General features: G+C 64.8%; 18 protein-coding genes. 7 read left to right on the forward strand and 11 right to left on the reverse strand.

Annotated elements, in window-relative coordinates; all coding sequences use genetic code 11:
* The first annotated feature begins 9 nt into the window (after positions 1-9).
* On the forward strand, positions 10-255 hold the full coding sequence (locus EL2594_RS08470) for a hypothetical protein (RefSeq protein WP_011414632.1): 246 nt from the start codon (positions 10-12) through the stop codon (positions 253-255).
* Here the strand turns inward: EL2594_RS08470 and EL2594_RS08475 are convergent.
* Genes EL2594_RS08475 through EL2594_RS08490 form a run of 4 tightly spaced genes read right to left on the reverse strand, consistent with a single transcriptional unit; the run spans position 252 to position 3,953 of the window.
* Positions 252-1,061: an SDR family NAD(P)-dependent oxidoreductase gene (locus tag EL2594_RS08475; RefSeq protein WP_011414633.1), complete on the reverse strand. Its 810-nt coding sequence runs from the start codon at positions 1,059-1,061 to the stop codon at positions 252-254. The two genes, EL2594_RS08470 and EL2594_RS08475, sit on opposite strands and share 4 nt — an antisense overlap.
* Positions 1,058-1,747 (reverse strand): DsbA family oxidoreductase, encoded by a 690-nt coding sequence (locus EL2594_RS08480; protein WP_011414634.1) that lies wholly within the window; start codon positions 1,745-1,747, stop codon positions 1,058-1,060. Before EL2594_RS08480 ends, EL2594_RS08475 begins: the two co-directional genes overlap by 4 nt.
* Complete coding sequence (gene nudC, locus EL2594_RS08485; protein ID WP_011414635.1) at positions 1,744-2,637, reverse strand: NAD(+) diphosphatase; 894 nt, start codon at positions 2,635-2,637, stop codon at positions 1,744-1,746. The genes EL2594_RS08480 and nudC overlap by 4 nt, the downstream gene beginning before the upstream one ends.
* Positions 2,637-3,953: a serine hydrolase domain-containing protein gene (locus EL2594_RS08490; protein ID WP_011414636.1), complete on the reverse strand. Its 1,317-nt coding sequence runs from the start codon at positions 3,951-3,953 to the stop codon at positions 2,637-2,639. Before EL2594_RS08490 ends, nudC begins: the two co-directional genes overlap by 1 nt.
* A gap of 103 nt (positions 3,954-4,056) precedes the next feature.
* Between EL2594_RS08490 and EL2594_RS08495 the strand changes: the two genes are divergently transcribed.
* Entirely contained in the window at positions 4,057-4,281 is a 225-nt protein-coding gene (locus EL2594_RS08495; RefSeq protein ID WP_011414637.1) for a hypothetical protein, read from the forward strand.
* 81 nt (positions 4,282-4,362) lie between these two features.
* Here EL2594_RS08495 and mutY read toward each other — a convergent pair whose 3' ends face one another.
* Entirely contained in the window at positions 4,363-5,406 is a 1,044-nt protein-coding gene (mutY, locus tag EL2594_RS08500; protein WP_011414638.1) for an A/G-specific adenine glycosylase, read from the reverse strand.
* Positions 5,407-5,435: 29 nt separating this feature from the next.
* On the opposite strand from mutY, the gene EL2594_RS08505 reads away from it, so the two are divergent.
* The 4 genes from EL2594_RS08505 (at position 5,436) to smc (ending at position 10,987) form a co-directional block, all read left to right on the forward strand.
* Positions 5,436-6,017 carry a DUF721 domain-containing protein gene (locus EL2594_RS08505; RefSeq protein WP_041685886.1) on the forward strand — a complete coding sequence of 194 codons (582 nt, stop codon included), beginning with the start codon at positions 5,436-5,438 and terminating at the stop codon, positions 6,015-6,017.
* A complete protein-coding gene (locus EL2594_RS08510; protein ID WP_011414640.1) occupies positions 6,014-6,691 on the forward strand; it encodes a DsbA family protein in 678 nt (225 codons plus the stop codon). Before EL2594_RS08505 ends, EL2594_RS08510 begins: the two co-directional genes overlap by 4 nt.
* 111 nt (positions 6,692-6,802) lie before the next feature.
* On the forward strand, positions 6,803-7,555 hold the full coding sequence (locus EL2594_RS08515) for a DsbA family protein (RefSeq protein WP_041685888.1): 753 nt from the start codon (positions 6,803-6,805) through the stop codon (positions 7,553-7,555).
* A gap of 9 nt (positions 7,556-7,564) precedes the next feature.
* Positions 7,565-10,987, forward strand: a complete 3,423-nt coding sequence (smc, locus tag EL2594_RS08520; protein ID WP_011414642.1) for a chromosome segregation protein SMC — start codon at positions 7,565-7,567, stop codon at positions 10,985-10,987.
* 31 nt (positions 10,988-11,018) lie between these two features.
* Here smc and EL2594_RS08525 read toward each other — a convergent pair whose 3' ends face one another.
* The 5 genes from EL2594_RS08525 to rpmF form a co-directional block, all read right to left on the reverse strand.
* Entirely contained in the window at positions 11,019-11,465 is a 447-nt protein-coding gene (locus EL2594_RS08525; RefSeq protein ID WP_011414643.1) for a MerR family transcriptional regulator, read from the reverse strand.
* 1 nt (position 11,466) lies between these two features.
* Positions 11,467-11,769, reverse strand: a complete 303-nt coding sequence (locus EL2594_RS08530) for an integration host factor subunit alpha (RefSeq protein ID WP_011414644.1) — start codon at positions 11,767-11,769, stop codon at positions 11,467-11,469.
* A 147-nt stretch (positions 11,770-11,916) separates the two neighbouring features.
* Entirely contained in the window at positions 11,917-12,882 is a 966-nt protein-coding gene (locus EL2594_RS08535; protein WP_011414646.1) for a beta-ketoacyl-ACP synthase III, read from the reverse strand.
* On the reverse strand, positions 12,879-13,946 hold the full coding sequence (gene plsX, locus EL2594_RS08540; protein ID WP_011414647.1) for a phosphate acyltransferase PlsX: 1,068 nt from the start codon (positions 13,944-13,946) through the stop codon (positions 12,879-12,881). The genes EL2594_RS08535 and plsX overlap by 4 nt, the downstream gene beginning before the upstream one ends.
* Before the next feature lie 22 nt (positions 13,947-13,968).
* Positions 13,969-14,148 (reverse strand): 50S ribosomal protein L32, encoded by a 180-nt coding sequence (rpmF, locus tag EL2594_RS08545; protein WP_011414648.1) that lies wholly within the window; start codon positions 14,146-14,148, stop codon positions 13,969-13,971.
* A 195-nt stretch (positions 14,149-14,343) separates the two neighbouring features.
* Here rpmF and EL2594_RS08550 point away from each other — a divergent pair, with 195 nt between their 5' ends.
* Positions 14,344-14,742: an MAPEG family protein gene (locus tag EL2594_RS08550; protein WP_011414649.1), complete on the forward strand. Its 399-nt coding sequence runs from the start codon at positions 14,344-14,346 to the stop codon at positions 14,740-14,742.
* A gap of 6 nt (positions 14,743-14,748) precedes the next feature.
* Here the strand turns inward: EL2594_RS08550 and EL2594_RS08555 are convergent, their stop codons facing one another.
* Positions 14,749-15,414, reverse strand: coding sequence for an MBL fold metallo-hydrolase (locus EL2594_RS08555; protein WP_011414650.1), 666 nt, complete (start codon positions 15,412-15,414; stop codon positions 14,749-14,751).
* Between the last annotated feature and the right edge of the window lie 43 nt (positions 15,415-15,457).

The following is a 15,457-nucleotide window of genomic DNA, read 5'->3' on the forward strand; positions in this document are numbered from 1 at the left end:
AGAAATTTCATGCCCGAACGCCAGAGCCGCCACCCCGACAACGAATTGATAGATGAGATCACCAGCGAGAAGACACCGTCGCAATCGAGTTCCTCGGGCGGCGAAGTGAACACCCGCGTGGGTAGTCGCGCCGAGCTTCATCGCGCCACCGATCCGGACAATCGCGAACCGGTCGTGGGCTCGGACAATCCCGAGGAAGACGCGATGAAGGGTCCCAAGACCATGGAAAAAATCAAGAAAGGCGAAGCGAACTAATTTCGGTTTGCTTGTAGCGCGGCGATAAAATCGCGCGTGTCGTAGGCATCGTCGCCTTCGTTTCGCGGCGCATTGCGCGCATACGCATCGAGCAGCGGGTCGATCCGCTCCTCGATGCGTTTTACGTTGGAATAGTGGCTGACGACGAAGCGCTCGTTCGCCAGGATCTGGGGCACGATGATCCTGGCATATTTTGCAGAGTCCATGCCGAATTGCATGAACCGCTCTTCGCCAAGCGGCGTGAATACCCAGCCGGGAATGATGAGGCCGGCATGGACATGGTCCGGCAAGTCTTCGCGCAGGCTTTCCGTCATGCCCAGCACGGCATGCTTGGCGGCGATGTACGCCGCCGTCTGAGGGACCGCGCAGAAGAAGCTGTTTTCACTGCCGGTATTGTAGATCGCGCTGGGGCGGTCTTGCGCGATCAGGCGCGGCGTGAAGACGCGACAGCCGTTCCAGACGCCCCAGAAATTGACATCGAAATGCGCGCGGGCGGCCTCGGGATCGACGTCCCACAGCTTGCCGCGCACGCCGCCCTGACCGGCATTGTTGAGGACGAGATCGACATGGCCTGTCCAGTCGAACGCTGCCTCGGCCAGCGCTTCGACCTGCGCGAGATCGGAGGTGTCGCACACCTGCGTCAGCGCCTTGTCGCCGAATTCTTCGCTTGCATCGGTGAGCGCGCGCTCGTTGACATCGGCGAGCACGACGCTGCCGCCTAGCCGCACCAGTTCGCGCGCGACGGCAAGGCCGATCCCGCTCGCGCCGCCGGTGATGACGGCGACCTTGTCTTGGAAGTCGCTCAAGCCTCTGTCTTCTCGGCCACGCGCCGCAGCACATTGACATAGGTTTCAGGCGGTTGCGCGCCGGGGATCATGAACTTGCCTTCGACGACCATCGCCGGGACGCCGCTGATATTGAGGTCCCACGCCTTGCGCTCTTCGGCGCGGACGCGCTGTGCCAGCTCCATGTCGTTGAGAGCTGCAAGCGCACCGGCGCGGTCAAGCCCGACGCTCTCGGCGACATCGAGCAGGACGTCGCGCTGGCCGATATTGCGCCTCTCGTTGAAATGCGCGCGGAACAGCGCGAGCTTCAACTCGGTCTGCTTTTCCGGCCCGGCCGTTTCCAGCGCCCAGGTCAGCAGGCAATGCGCCGCGAAGGTGTTCCACATCATCGCCGGCGGCGCTTCACCTTCCCCTTCATAGTCGAGCGAGACACCCGCGCCCTCTGCAATCGAACGCATCTGCGAGCGGACTGCCGCGCCTTCCTCTGCCGTGCGGTTGTATTTGCGCTGGATATGCGCGGCCTGCTCTTCGCCGCTTTCGGGCATGTCGGGATTGAGTTCGAAAGCATGCCAGCGAATGTCGGCCTCGATCTCGCCTTCCAGTTGGCCGAGCGCCTTTTGCAGCTGCCCGTAACCGATCGCGCACCAGGGACACATCACGTCGGACCAGATGTCGATCGTCATGCGGCGCGGATCTGTCTCGGTCATTTGTTCAACCACCATTGCATCAGATTGTGCGCGATCGCGTGTTTGGGCGGCGCGCGGAACGGGCCATCGCCGTTCAGCGACGATACCACGTCCTCGCGGCTGAAGAAAACGACCTCGGCCATCTCGGTTTCGTCGATGGTCAATTCGTCGTTGTCGGCATGGCTGTGGCATCCGATCATGAGCTGGCTGGGGAACGGCCATGGCTGGCTCGCGACATAGGCCACATCGCGCACCCGCACGCCGGATTCCTCGAACACTTCGCGCGCTACTGCCTCTTCGATCGTCTCGCCCGGCTCCACGAATCCGGCAAGCGCGGAAAAGGCACCTTCGGGCCACCCGAGCCCACGCCCGAGCATCAATCGCCCGTCGTGCTCGACCAGCATGATCGTGACCGGATCGGTGCGCGGGAAATGCTGCGCGCCGCACGCCTCGCAGCCGCGTTGCCAGCCGCCCTTGGCGAGCTTGGTGTCCGAACCGCATTGCGCGCAGAAGCGATGCCGCGCGTGCCAGTCGATCAGACTGCGCGCGCCGCCATAGGTCGCCAGATCACCCGGATCGAGCGTCGCCATCAGCGACCAGAGCTGCGGATTTGCCATGCGTGGGCTGGCATCGCCCTTGTCCGGCACCGCAGCGAAACAGGCCCGCTCGCCGCCGTCCGTGCGGTCGAGGCCGAGGAACACCAGCTCGGCATCCTCCGGCGCGTCGGCCAAAGTGCCCCATCGCAGCCGGTGGTCGTCGTCGAGCGCGGGAAACAGCCCGTCGAGCGCGAGCAACCGCGCCTTCCAGTTCATGAGCCCAGCCAGCGCATCGGGATCGGCGCGCAGATTATCCGCGCGATCGATCGGCGATCCGGCGAAGAAAATCTGTCCGGTCGGGCTGCCCGCCGCCATCAGGAGCTTGCAGCCCCGGCCATCTCGCCCGTCAGCGCCTGCATGAAGTCCTGCCGCATCGGGTAGGCTTCGGTCGGCATGTATTGCGTGTAGAGCCCGGTGCGAAGATTGTTACGATAATCGACCGCGCCGAGGGTTCCGGCCGCGCCGCCCCAGCCATAGCTGCCGTTGAAAGATCGACCGCCAGCGCCGAAGCCCTCGCCGCCGACCCAGGTGCCTTCGGTCGAAACGCCTTTGGGCAGGATGTTCGAAGTCCCGACGCGCACCGCCAGTTCGCCCATCACGCGCCTGCCCTCAAGTTTGCCGTAGCCGAGCAGCATCCGCAGGAACCGGTCGTAATCGCGCGGGCTGGAGACGAGGCCCGCGCCGCCGAAGGGGAAAGCAGGCTGGTCGAGATAGATCGAGTTGGCGGCCGTATCGATCGGGACCGGCGTTCCGGCGACGACGCCGTAATTGTCCGTCAATCGACCGACCTCGCTCTGCGGCACGGTGAAATAGGTGCTGGTCATGCCGCACGGGTCGAACAGGCGTTCCTGCAGGACCTGATCGAACGGCTTGCCTTCGACGACCTCGATAACCCGGCCCAGCAGGTCGAGGCTGACCGAATAGCTCCACTTCGTTCCCGGTTGATAGACCAGCGGCAGCTCGGCCAGACGGTCGGCAAAGGTTTCGAGACTGCGGACCGGCGTGCCGCGGCCGAGGCCCGGGATCGGTAGGCGGCTGACCTGCCCCGGGATCAGGCCTTGTTCTTCATAGGCTTTCTGGATCGGCCCCTTCTGGACGATGCCGTAGCCCAGACCCGCCGTGTGCGTCAGCAAATGGCGGATCGTGATCGGGCGCTCGGCGGGTACGAGATTGTCCCCGGTGATCGCACCATCATACTTCTTCTGCACCTGCATATCGGCATAGGCCGGCAGGATTTCGGCAAGCGGCTGGTCGAGTCCGAGCTTGCCCTCGTCGATCAGCATCATCGTGGCCATGCCGGTGATCGGCTTTGTCATCGAATAGATGCGATAAAGGCTGTCGAGACCCGCCTCGGTCGACCCCCTGAGCGACAGCGTACCTTTGGCAATAGCCATCGGCTCGCGCATTCCCTGGCCCAGCGTCACGACGATATTGGCGACTTTCCCGCTCGACACATATTGATCGACGAGGCCGGTGAGGCGCTGGAATATCGCCATTTCGGCCGGCGTCTGCGCGAAGGCAGCCCGCCCCATCGGCAGCGTCGCCAACGCGCCGAGCGCCCCGGCATACGCGCCGCCGCGCAGCAAGGAACGGCGGGAAAGCGGGTCGGTGGAAAATTCGCGATAGGCCATCGGGACAGGTCCTCTTGTGAAACCGTTTGACGGGTTAGTGGAGAATGCAGGTTTAACCGTCAATGATCTTGCAAAAAGGTGGTGTCATAGCTATGTAACACACATGCTCAATCTGCTTTCAATCCTCATCGGGATCATCTCGCTCGTCATCGTCATTCCGGCGACCATTCCGCTGCTCGGCTGGGCCAACTGGTTCGCCTTGCCGCTGATCGTGATCGGCGTAGTGATCGGACAGCTATCCGGATCCGGACGCGCCGGGCGCAATTTCTGCATCGTCGTCGGCCTGATCGCCATTGTTCGCCTGAGCCTGGGCGGCGGGATTTTCTAAGTTTTCTGTGAGCCCCAGCGTAGGCTGGGGCCTCCATCGACTTGGCGCTCCGTTGATCGAGGTCCCAGCCTTCGCTGGGACTCAGGTGATTTGCCTGGCCCTGCGCGCGGCCTTGGCGAACAGCGTCGGCAGGCCCGCCTTGCCGAGATCGTCGAGGGGCCACCACTCGCCCTCTCCCGTCGGGTGCTCCGCACCGCCATGGCGCAGAACAGTCAGTTCGAGCGCGAAATGGGTGAAGACGTGGAACACGCTGCCGGCATTCTCCCACTCGCCTGCAAGCGGTAACTCACCCGAACCATCGCTCCGTGCTGACCAGCCGTCGTCCGGCAGGCTGCGCATCCCACCGAGCATTCCCGAGCCCTCGCGGCGGACCAGCCAGACCGTTCCCTCTCGCTCGATCCAGAATGCCCTCCCCTTGCGGAGGGGCTTGGCTTTCCTTGGCGGCTTGACAGGAAACCGCTCCGGCTCCTGCGTCCTCGCCTCGCAGAATCGCGCCAGGGGGCACAGCAGGCATTGCGGCGCACGCGTCGTACAGACTTGCGAGCCCAGATCCATCATCGCCTGCGCAAAATCGCCCGCGCGCCGATCGGGGGTGATCGCATCGGCATGGGCGCGGATCGCCCTGCGCGCCTTCGGGAGCGGTTCTTCGATCGCGAACAAGCGCGACACGACCCGCTCGACATTGGCATCGACGACTACTGCCCGCCTGCCGAAGGCGATCGCGGCAATCGCAGCAGCGGTGTACTCGCCTACGCCCGGCAGGCGCCGCAGTTCGGCCTCGGTTTCGGGGAACCCGCCGAGGTCGCCCACGGCTTTGGCGGCCATGAGCAGATTGCGCGCCCGCGAGTAGTAACCAAGCCCGGCCCACGCCGCCATGACGTCTTCCTCCGAAGCTTCGGCAAGCGCTTCCACCGTCGGCCAGACCTCGGTGAACCTGGCAAAATACGGCTTCACCGCAGCCACGGTGGTCTGCTGCAGCATGATCTCGCTCAGCCACACGCGGTAGGGATCGGCGGCAGGCTCCCCCGGCTGCGCGCGCCACGGCAGGTCGCGGGCATGGCGATCGTACCAGTCGAGAAGCACCCCCGAAACGGTGGGCTTGGCGGCGTTGCTGCTAGCGGTCACGCCGCGCCTATGGCATGGGCCTCGGCACGATGGAACGGGACAAAGACCAGCCCAAAGGGAAACAGGCCTCAGGTAACGGAGCGGCAGGCCGGAAAGGCTCTCGCAAAAAGGTTGCTAAACCCTACGAGCGGCCGCGTGGCGGCCCGGCCAAGGCCGTCGGCGACCTCATGCCGCAGATCGGGCGAACCGCTTTCCGTCGCTTCGGCTTCGTGCAAAGCTCCGTCGTCACGCGCTGGCCCGAGATCGTCGGGCCGCGCCATGCCAGGGTCTGCGCGCCGGAGGCGATCCGCTTTCCCCCCGGAGAAAAATCCGAAGGCATATTGCAGCTTGTCGTGCTGCCCGCCCACGCTCCGATCATCCAGCACGTGATCCCCGAGATCATCGAGCGGGTGAACCGTTTCTTCGGCTACAAGGCGGTGGCGCGAGTGAAGATGCGGCAAGGTGCGGTTCAGGCGCCGCCTGCTGAAGAAAAAGCGAAAGCGCCGCCGTCGCTCAAGCCGATTCCGATGGAATTGGGCGACAGTTTGCGCGATATCGGCGATCCCGAAATGCGCGCCGTGCTCGAAGGTCTGGCGCGCAGTCTCGGGCAGCAGGAGGATAAAGAGAAATGATCGCATCGCGACGGCTGACCGCCGGGATGCTTGCCGTGGCCGCGCTGGCGACCATGGGCATGATGAAGAACTGGGTGACCGAAGTGGAGCGGACCGAGGTCTCGCACATCGTCGGCAATCCGGAAGCCGAAGGCACGCTGACCGAATTCGTCAGCTATACTTGCCCGGCCTGCGGCAATTTCGCGCGGCAGGGAGAGGAAGTCGTCAAGCTCGGCTATGTCGGTCCCGGCAAGGCCAGGCTCGAAATCCGTCATGTCCAGCGCAATGTCGTCGATATAGCCGCCACGCTGCTCGCATGGTGTGGGCCGAAAGAGAAATTCCTGCAGAACCATTCCGCGCTGATGTGGCAGCAGGACAAGTGGCTGACCAAGGCGCAGCAAGCGACCCAGGGCCAGCAGCAGCGCTGGTTCAGCGGGGCCGAAGCGGCGCGCTACAAGGCCATTGCCAACGATCTCAGCCTCTATGAACTGTTCGAAGGGCGCGGCTACGATCGCCCGCAGCTCGATCGCTGCCTGTCGGATACCGCGCTCGCCGCGAAGTTCAGGGAATCGACCGTCGCCGATGCGGAGACCTTCGGTGTGCGTGCGACCCCCAGCTTCGCCATCGACGGCGAGTTCCAGTCCGATGTTACCGGATGGAGCACGCTGGCCCCCAAACTGAGCGAAAAATTCTGACTTTTTGTGGGTGGGTCTGTGGATACTAACGCCGTTCCTGTCCCCCTGCCCTTTCCCCGCGCAGACCGATAGGTCTAGCCTCCCTCAATTCCCTTGAAGGAACTCACGATCATGACGCCATTTCGCCGTGTAGTTTTTGCCACCTTCGCCGCGCCGTTGGCGCTGGGCCTTGCCGCATGTGGCGATACCGCCACCGATGAAGGCGTCGTCGAAGGCGAGCCGGTCGCCGAAGTGCCGGCGCCCGAAGGCCAGCAATGGGCCGATGTTACCACCGTGACGGATCTTCAGGGTCACATGATCGGCAATCCCGATGCGCCGATCAAGCTGGTCGAATACGGCTCGCTGACCTGCGGCACCTGCGCCAATTTCACACAGACGGGGTTCGAGGAACTGCGCAGCGAATATATCAACACGGGCCGCGTCAGCTTCGAATTGCGCCCGCTGGTGCTCAATCCGCTCGATCTGGTGATGGTCAATCTCGCGCGGTGCAGCAGCGACGAAGCGGTCGTGCCGCTGTCGGAGCAGGTCTGGATGAACTTCCAGGAGGTGATGGGCCAGGCGCAGCAGGCGGGCCAGGCCTTCGAACAGGCGATCGGTCTGCCGGAGGAGCAGCGCTATGTTGCCGCCGCTGAAGCGACCGGCCTGCTCGATTTCTTCGCCGCCCGCGGCTTGAGCCGCGACCAGGCGCGAACCTGTCTGCAGGATGTCGAAAAGGTCAAGGCTATCGCCGAGCGCTCCGCCCAGCAGGGCGAGGAATTCAACGTCACCGGGACCCCGACCTTCTTCGTCAATGGCAACAAGCTGGCCGATGTCTACAGCTGGGAAGCGCTCGAGCCCGTGCTCCAGCGCGCCGGGGCCCGTTAAGGCACGCGCATGCAGATACGGCGGCTCAAACTCAGCGGATTCAAGAGCTTTGTTGAGCCTGCCGAGCTGCGGATCGAGCCGGGGCTGACCGGGGTCGTCGGCCCCAATGGCTGCGGCAAGTCCAACCTGCTCGAGGCGATCCGCTGGGTGATGGGCGAGAATTCGCCCAAGTCGATGCGCTCGGGCGGGATGGAAGACGTGATCTTCGCCGGAACCGAAACGCGCCCGCCGCGCGATTTTGCCGAAGTGGTGTTGCAGGCGGTCGACGACGACGGCGAGGAGCTCGACGTCACCCGCCGGATCGAGCGCGGGGCCGGATCGGCCTATCGCGTCAACGGGCACGATGTGCGGGCGAAGGACGTTGCGCTCACCTTTGCCGATGCCGCGACTGGCGCACACAGCCCTGCCCTCGTCAGCCAGGGCAAGATCGCGCAGGTTATTGCGGCCAAGCCTATCGAGCGTCGGATGATGCTAGAGGAAGCGGCGGGCATTGCGGGCTTGCACGTGCGCAAGCGCGATGCCGAGAGCAAGCTGCGCTCGACCGAGAAAAACCTCGAGCGACTCGAAGACCTGATGGCCGGGCTCGACAGCCAGATGGCCTCGCTGCGGCGGCAGGCCAAGCAGGCTGAGCGCTACACCAAGCTGACCGACCAGATCGCCATCGCCGAGGCGCGGCTGCTCTACGCCCGCTGGCGCGATGCCGCCGAAGCTGCTGATGCGGCGCGCGCGGAGGCGAAGGCTTCCGAAGAACGTGTCGCCGGTGTGCAGAAAGCCGTCGCGGAGGCGCAGGCAGCGCAGCGCGAAGCGGCGGAAAAGCTTGCCGAAGCGCGCGAGGAACAGGCCGACCGCCGCGACGATGCCAGCGCGCACGGGCACCGGATGGCCGCGCTCACGAGCCAACTCGAAGCGGCCGAACAGCGGCTGGCCGATCTCGATCGGCAGAAAGCGCGACTGGAAGAAGACCGGGTCGAGGCCGACCGGCTGACGACGGATGCTGCCGCCGCGCTGCAACGGCTGGAGAAGGACCTCGCCGCCAGCGAGCAGGCTCTGTCCGAAGACGAGGCCCGCCGTCCCGCGCTTGCCGCCAAGCTGGAGGACACCGAACGCGCCGGTCGCGCAGCGGAACTGGCGCTGGCCAAGGCGACCGCCGACCATGGCGGTGTCGAGGCCGAGTGGCGCGTGGCCGGGGCGGAAGTGGAGCAAGCGGAAAATCGGCTGGCGCGGCTTGAGAGCGAAAAGCGCCGGCAGGACGATCTGCGCGCGTCGCTTTCGGATAGCGGAGATCCCGAGACGGCCGTCGAAGAAGCGCGGGCCGCTGTCGATGCAGCGGGCCGCGAACTTGCGCGGTTGCGCGAAGAGCTTGAGAGGCAGCGCACACGCAAGGATGAATTGCAGCAGGCACGCGACACCGCGGCCGATGCGCTCTCCGCGACACAAGCGGAGCTGGCGGGGATCGAGCGCGAATATCAGGCGCTCGATCGCGATCGGCAGGCGCGCGAGAAGCAGGCGGCCGGGCGACAGGGGCTGCCCGCCGCGCTCGACAAGGTCCGCGCCGCACCGGGCTACGAGCGTGCCTTGGCCGCAGTGCTGGGGCGCGATGCCAAGGCGCCGCTGGGCAAGCCTGAGGGCGAAGCCGAAGGGCGGTTCTGGACCGGCGGGAAAGCTCCCTCGCCCGTCAACGACAGCCTCGCAAGCCACGTCACCGACTGTCCGCCGCAGCTGGCCGCGCGGCTGGCGCTGGTCCATGTCGCGGAGAGCGATGACGGGCGCGACCTCGCTCCTGGCGAGTGGCTGGTCACCAAGGATGGTGCGCTGCGCCGGTGGGACGGCTTCGTCGCGCGTGGCCAGGGGGCAGCCGAGGCGGCGCGGCTCGAAGCAGCCAACCGGCTGGCCGAGCTTGAGGCCGAACTGCCCGCCAAGCGCGATGCGCGCGAGCAAGCCCAGGTCGCTCAGCAATCGGCACAGGAAGACTTGTCCGAATTGCAACGGCAGCTCGTCGCCACCGAACGCGCCGTCGGCGAAGCAGCCGAGACCGAGCGGCAGGCGCTCCGCGCGCTCGACCAAGCCGATGCGGCGCGCGAGCGGATCGCGGCGCGGCTGGAAGAATTGAAGCAATCCGAGGCCGACCTCGCCGAACAGCGCATGCAGGCCGAGACCGAGCTTGCTGCGGCGAGAGAAAAGCGCGCCGCCCTGCCCGACCCCGAAGCCGGCCGCGCGCAGCTGGACGCGGCGCGGGCCAAGAACGACGCCGCACGCTCGGCGATGCAGGCGGCGACGGCAGAGCTTGCCGCGCATGACCAGGGCTTGGCCGTCACCCGCGAGCGCACCAATGCCCAGCGCGCCGAGAAAGCCAACTGGGAAGCGCGCTCGGGCGAAGCGGCGCAGCGGCTTGCGGGCATGGAGTTGCGGTTCGAGGAAATTGCCAAGGAGCGCGCAGTCATCGCGGCCAAGCCCGAGGGGCTCATGCGCGAGATCGAACAAGGCGATACAGTCCGCGCGCGGCTCGCCGGGGAACTGGCCAAGGCCGAAGCCGATGTCGCTGCCGCGCAGGATGTCGCCAACACTGCCGAGCGCGCGCTCTCCGACGCAACCGAGCGTCTCGCCACCGCCCGCGAAAGCCGCGCCGGTCTCGCTGCCCGCGCCGAGAACGAGGAAGCGCGGCGGCAGGAAATGGCGCGCATCTCGGGGGAGCGATTCCAGTGCCCGCCGCCGATGCTGGCGGAAAAATTCGCTTTCGAAACCGAGGAAGTGCAGTCGAAAGAGGCGGAAGGCGAGGAAATGGACCGCCTGACCGCCAGCCGCGAGCGGATCGGGCCGGTCAACCTCGTGGCGCAGGAAGAGCTTGCGAAGATCGAGGAGGAGCATGGCACCAGCGCCTCAGAACAAGCCGAGCTGGTCGAAGCGGTCAATCGCCTGCGCGGTTCGATCGGCAATCTCAACCGCGAAGGCCGCCAGCGGCTGCAGGCCGCGTTCGAAGAGGTCAACGAACACTTCAAAGTGCTCTTCACCAAGCTGTTCGAAGGCGGGCAGGCGCACTTGGCCCTGATCGACAGCGACGACCCGCTCGAGGCGGGCCTCGAGATCTACGCCCAGCCGCCGGGCAAGAAGTTGCAGTCGCTCACACTGCTGTCGGGCGGCGAGCAGGCGCTCACCGCGACGGCGCTGATCTTCGCGCTGTTCCTGACCAATCCGGCCCCGATTTGCGTCCTCGACGAGGTCGATGCGCCGCTCGACGACGCCAATATCGACCGCTTCTGCGCGCTGCTCGATTCGATGGTGCAGGAGACCGACACCCGCTACCTCATCGTGACCCACAACGCCGTGACCATGAGCCGGATGCACCGCCTGTTCGGCGTGACCATGGTCGAAAAAGGCATCAGCCGCCTGGTCAGCGTGGACTTGCAGGAAGCCGAACTGATGGCGGCGGAGTAGGTCGCGCCGACCTGGTTCTCAAAATTGAAGTTCAGGCGTCGATGGCGGCGGCGAGCCGCTCGCGAATGCCCTTGAGTTCGGCCAGCACGTCGGCGGGAATATCCGCGCCCCTGTCTTTGTTCTCGCTGGATGGCCCGACCGGTTTCGGCAGGCGCTCTTCCTCGACAGTCTCCGGCGCCTCCGCCTTCGCGGGCGCAGATGGCGACGCTTCGGCCATTGCAACGCGACCCTCTTCGATCGCCTGCTTCGCACCCTTCAGCGTGTAGCCTTCGTGGTTGACCAAGCGGTCGATCGTCTCGACGAGTGCGACATCTTCAGGCCGGTAATAGCGCCGATTGCCGCTGCGCTTGAGCGGCTGGAGCATGGGGAATTGTTCTTCCCAATAGCGCAGGACATGCGGTTTCAGCCCCAGTGCCGTCCCGACTTCGCCGATGGTGCGCAATGCGCCGTCGTCCTTGCCATCGTCGAATGTCGTCACATCAGCCTCCCTTCGCTATCCTCTCCCGTAATAGCTGGCTGGCGCGGAAAGTCATGACCCGGCGCGGAGTTATCGGCACTTCAACGCCGGTCTTGGGGTTGCGGCCGATCCGTTCCTTCTTGTCGCGCAGCACGAAGCTGCCGAAGCCGGATATCTTGACGTTTTCGCCCTTCCTCAGAGCGCCGCACATGTGTTCGAGAATGGCTTCGACCATATCGAGCGATTCAGCACGGCTGAAGCCCATCTTTCGATTGATCGCTTCTGCCAAATCGGCCCGTGTCAGCGTGCCCACCGATCGCGACATTGGCGCTCCTCCCCTTCCTGTCGGTGCGACCCGAATTTTCTTAACATATGATAGGATGCGTAACCGATTTCACGCCGCATCGCAACGTGCCAGGAAAGAAAAATCGTTTGCTCGCGCTAGGTTAGCGTAGTGGCGCTCGGGCCGCGCCTAGTAGCGCACCAGGCTCGCGCCCCAAGTGAAACCGCCGCCCATGGCTTCGAACATTACGAGGTCGCCCGGCTTGATGCGGCCATCGCGGACCGCGGTATCGAAGGCGAGCGGAACCGATGCAGCCGAAGTATTGGCGTGTCGATCGACCGTCACCACGATCTTTTCCATCGGCAGGCCCAGCTTGCGCGCGGTTGCATCGAGGATGCGGGCATTGGCCTGATGCGGCACCACCCAGTCGATGTCGCTGGCGGAAACGCCAGCATCATCAAGCACTTCCTTGAGCACATCGGCAAGATTGACGACGGCGTGGCGGAACACCTCGCGGCCCCTCATGCGCAAGTGGCCGACCGTTTGCGTCGTCGACGGTCCGCCATCGACATAGAGCAAATCGTGCTGCGCCCCGTCGGCATGCAGGCGGCTGGCAAGGATGCCGGGCGCTTCCGTATCGCCCTCGGCCGCTTCCAGCACCACCGCTCCGGCCCCGTCGCCGAACAGCACGCAGGTGGTGCGATCTTCCCAGTCGAGGATCCGGCTGAAGGTTTCCGCCCCGATCACTAGCGCGCGCTTGGCCATGCCGGTCTTGAGCAGCGAGTCGGCGGTCGCCAGCGCATAGAGAAAGCCCGAGCAGACCGCCTGCACATCGAAGGCGATGCACCCGTTGCAGCCGAGTGCTTCCTGGACCTTGGTGGCGGTGGCGGGAAAGGTGTTGTCGGGCGTTGCGGTGGCGAGCACGATAAGATCAATGGTTTCCGGCGTTATACCGGCTGCCTCGAGCGCCTTGCGCGACGCTTCCATCGCGAGCGTCGACGTGAATTCGTCCGCGCCCGCTATGTATCGTTGACGGATGCCGGTTCGCTCGACGATCCACTCGTCGCTGGTATCGACCCTGGCGGCCAGTTCCTCGTTGGTGACGACCTTCCGGGGAAGCGCCGATCCGCTGCCCTTGATGGCCGCGCGGATCATTTTGGGGCCGGCCCGTTGCCGTTGCCACCGGTCGCATCCCACATGCGCTCGCCCAATTCGGCGAGGTCGGATGCGATCCGCGCGGTGAGGTCGTTCTCCAGCAGGCTGGCGGCAACCGCGACGGCATTGGCCACGCCGACCGAATTGGCGCTGCCATGGCTTTTGACGACCACCCCGTTGAGGCCGAGGAAAACCGCGCCATTGTGGTTGTTCGGGTCGAGGTGGTGCTTGAGCAATTCGGTCGCCGGGCGCGAGACGAGGAAACCGACTTTCGAGCGGATCGAACTGGTAAAGGCATTGCGCAGCAGATCGGTCACGAAACGGGCCGCGCCTTCGATCGCCTTCAACGCAATATTCCCGGAAAAGCCGTCGGTCACGACCACGTCGACCTGTCCCCGGTTGATCTTGTCGCTCTCGACGAAACCGTCGAATTGCATGGCGAGGCCAGCCGCGTCCTGCAATTGGGCAGCGGCATCCCGCAAGGCATCGGTGCCCTTGATTTCTTCGGTGCCGATGTTGAGCAGGCGCACGCGCGGTTCCTCGCGGCCGGTGAGAATGCGCGAATAGGCCGCGCCCATGATCGCGAACTGCACGAGGTTACGCGCATCGGCCTCGGTATTGGCGCCGAGGTCGAGCATGACGACATCGTCTTCCTCGAGCGTCGGCATGACGCCGGCGAGCGCGGGACGGTCGATCCCCGGCATGGTGCGCAGCGCAAGCTTGCTCATCGCCATCAGCGCGCCGGTATTGCCGGCGCTCACGGCTGCCCCGGCCTCGCCCTGCTTCACGGCGTTGACGGTGAGCCCCATGCTGGTGGTCTTGGCCCGGCGCAGGGCCTGGGTCGGCTTCTCGTCGCCGCCGACCACATCTTCGCAATGGAGAATTTCGGATGCGCCCCGCATATTGGGGTGTGTGTCGAGCGCGGCCTTGATCCGCGTCTCGTCGCCTACCAGCAGGAATTTGAAACGGTCGTGCCGACGGCGCGCCTCGGCAGCGCCATCGATCATCACGCGCACGCCTACATCCCCGCCCATCGCATCAAGGGCGATACGGGGCAGGCTCATTACGCGCTCTCCCTAGTGGGAATTAAAGGCTCGGAGCGAGGACTTCGCGACCGTTGTAGAAGCCGCAGTGCGAGCACATGTTGTGCGGACGCTTCAATTCGCCGCAATTGTTGCATTCGTGGAAGGCCTCGACCTTCAGCGAATCATGGGCACGACGGTTGCCACGGCGATGCGGCGATACTTTTCTCTTAGGGACAGCCATGGCGGCACCTGTTCCTTGAATTCAAACTGTTGCGAGCCGCCCTAGGCGATAGGCGATGCACACACAACCCATCAGCGGGTGCGGTGCTTACCAGTCGCATTGGCGGCGAAGGCGCGCCCTATATAGGAATTTTCGCGCGTTGCAACCACCTGCGCGCCATGCGAGGGCGATGATGCATTTCTAGGAGAGGGAAAGATGGGAATCACTTTACCGGTCACGCTGGCATCCGCAGCCGCTGCGGGCATTCTCGCGATCTGGCTTATGATCCGCGTCGGGCAGGTCCGCCGCGCATTCCAGGTCAGTATCGGTGATGGCGGCGAAGAAGCCGTCACCCGGCGGATGCGCGCTCACGCCAATTATGTCGAAAGCGCGCCCTTCGTGCTGGTGCTGATCGCGGGAATCGAACTAGCCGCTGCGGGTGGCGGCTGGCTGCAATGGGTGGCGATCGCCTATTTCGTCGGCCGCATCCTACATGCATTCGGCATGGAAGGCGGCAGCCTGCAGATCGGCCGCGTGATCGGCACGATCGTTACGTTGCTGACATTGCTCGGCCTTGGTGTCGTCGCTGCGCTGGTCGCCGCCGGGGTACTCTAGCGAGCCTCAGCCCAGCGCGTAATCGCTGACGAAAGCGTTGGTCTTGCGCTCCTGCCCGAAGGTGCTGGTGGGGCCGTGGCCGGGAATAAAGGTCACGTCGTTCCCCAGCGGCCACAGCTTCTGGGTGATGGCATCGATCAGGTCCTGGTGGTTGCCCATCGGGAAATCGGTGCGCCCGATGCTGCCTTGGAACAGCACGTCGCCCACGACGGCGAATTTGCTAGGCGCGTGGTAGAATACGACATGGCCCGGCGTGTGACCGGGGCAATGGATGACGTCGAGTTCGAGTTCGCCGACAGTGACCGTATCGCCATCGTCGAGCCAGCGATCGGGCTCGAACACTTCGCCCGCAATCCCGTACTTCTTGCCGTCTTCGTCCAGGCGGCTGATCCAGAAGCGGTCGGCCTCGTGAGGACCTTCGATCGGTAGCCCCAGCTCTTTCGCCAGCACGCCGGCCTCGCCGCAATGGTCGATATGACCGTGGGTGATGAGAATCTTTTCCAGCTCGACCCCGGTCTTTTTCACCCCGGCCTTGAGCTTGTCGAGATCGCCGCCGGGATCGATCAGCGCGCCCTTGTTGGTCGCTGTGCACCAGATCAGCGAGCAATTCTGCTGCAGCGGCGTGACGGGAATGATCCCGGCTTTCATCGGAGAAGTCTTCGTGTTGGTCATGGGGCAGATGTGGCGGGCAGGGCCCGGCATTGCAAGGCTCGCC

Origin of the sequence: Erythrobacter litoralis HTCC2594, from assembly GCF_000013005.1 — a bacterium.
GTDB classification, from domain to species: domain Bacteria; phylum Pseudomonadota; class Alphaproteobacteria; order Sphingomonadales; family Sphingomonadaceae; genus Parerythrobacter; species Parerythrobacter litoralis_A.

Excerpts from the sequence above, each read along its gene's own strand:
- EL2594_RS08470 (WP_011414632.1), top strand. The coding sequence starts at position 10 with ATGCCCGAACGCCAGAGCCGCCACCCCGACAACGAATTGATAGATGAG.
- EL2594_RS08480 (WP_011414634.1), bottom strand. The coding sequence starts at position 1,747 with ATGACCGAGACAGATCCGCGCCGCATGACGATCGACATCTGGTCCGAC.
- nudC (WP_011414635.1), bottom strand. The coding sequence starts at position 2,637 with ATGGCGGCGGGCAGCCCGACCGGACAGATTTTCTTCGCCGGATCGCCG.
- EL2594_RS08490 (WP_011414636.1), bottom strand. The coding sequence starts at position 3,953 with ATGGCCTATCGCGAATTTTCCACCGACCCGCTTTCCCGCCGTTCCTTG.
- EL2594_RS08495 (WP_011414637.1), top strand. The coding sequence starts at position 4,057 with ATGCTCAATCTGCTTTCAATCCTCATCGGGATCATCTCGCTCGTCATC.
- EL2594_RS08505 (WP_041685886.1), top strand. The coding sequence starts at position 5,436 with ATGGAACGGGACAAAGACCAGCCCAAAGGGAAACAGGCCTCAGGTAAC.
- EL2594_RS08510 (WP_011414640.1), top strand. The coding sequence starts at position 6,014 with ATGATCGCATCGCGACGGCTGACCGCCGGGATGCTTGCCGTGGCCGCG.
- EL2594_RS08515 (WP_041685888.1), top strand. The coding sequence starts at position 6,803 with ATGACGCCATTTCGCCGTGTAGTTTTTGCCACCTTCGCCGCGCCGTTG.
- smc (WP_011414642.1), top strand. The coding sequence starts at position 7,565 with ATGCAGATACGGCGGCTCAAACTCAGCGGATTCAAGAGCTTTGTTGAG.
- EL2594_RS08530 (WP_011414644.1), bottom strand. The coding sequence starts at position 11,769 with ATGTCGCGATCGGTGGGCACGCTGACACGGGCCGATTTGGCAGAAGCG.
- EL2594_RS08535 (WP_011414646.1), bottom strand. The coding sequence starts at position 12,882 with ATGATCCGCGCGGCCATCAAGGGCAGCGGATCGGCGCTTCCCCGGAAG.
- plsX (WP_011414647.1), bottom strand. The coding sequence starts at position 13,946 with ATGAGCCTGCCCCGTATCGCCCTTGATGCGATGGGCGGGGATGTAGGC.
- rpmF (WP_011414648.1), bottom strand. The coding sequence starts at position 14,148 with ATGGCTGTCCCTAAGAGAAAAGTATCGCCGCATCGCCGTGGCAACCGT.
- EL2594_RS08550 (WP_011414649.1), top strand. The coding sequence starts at position 14,344 with ATGGGAATCACTTTACCGGTCACGCTGGCATCCGCAGCCGCTGCGGGC.
- EL2594_RS08555 (WP_011414650.1), bottom strand. The coding sequence starts at position 15,414 with ATGACCAACACGAAGACTTCTCCGATGAAAGCCGGGATCATTCCCGTC.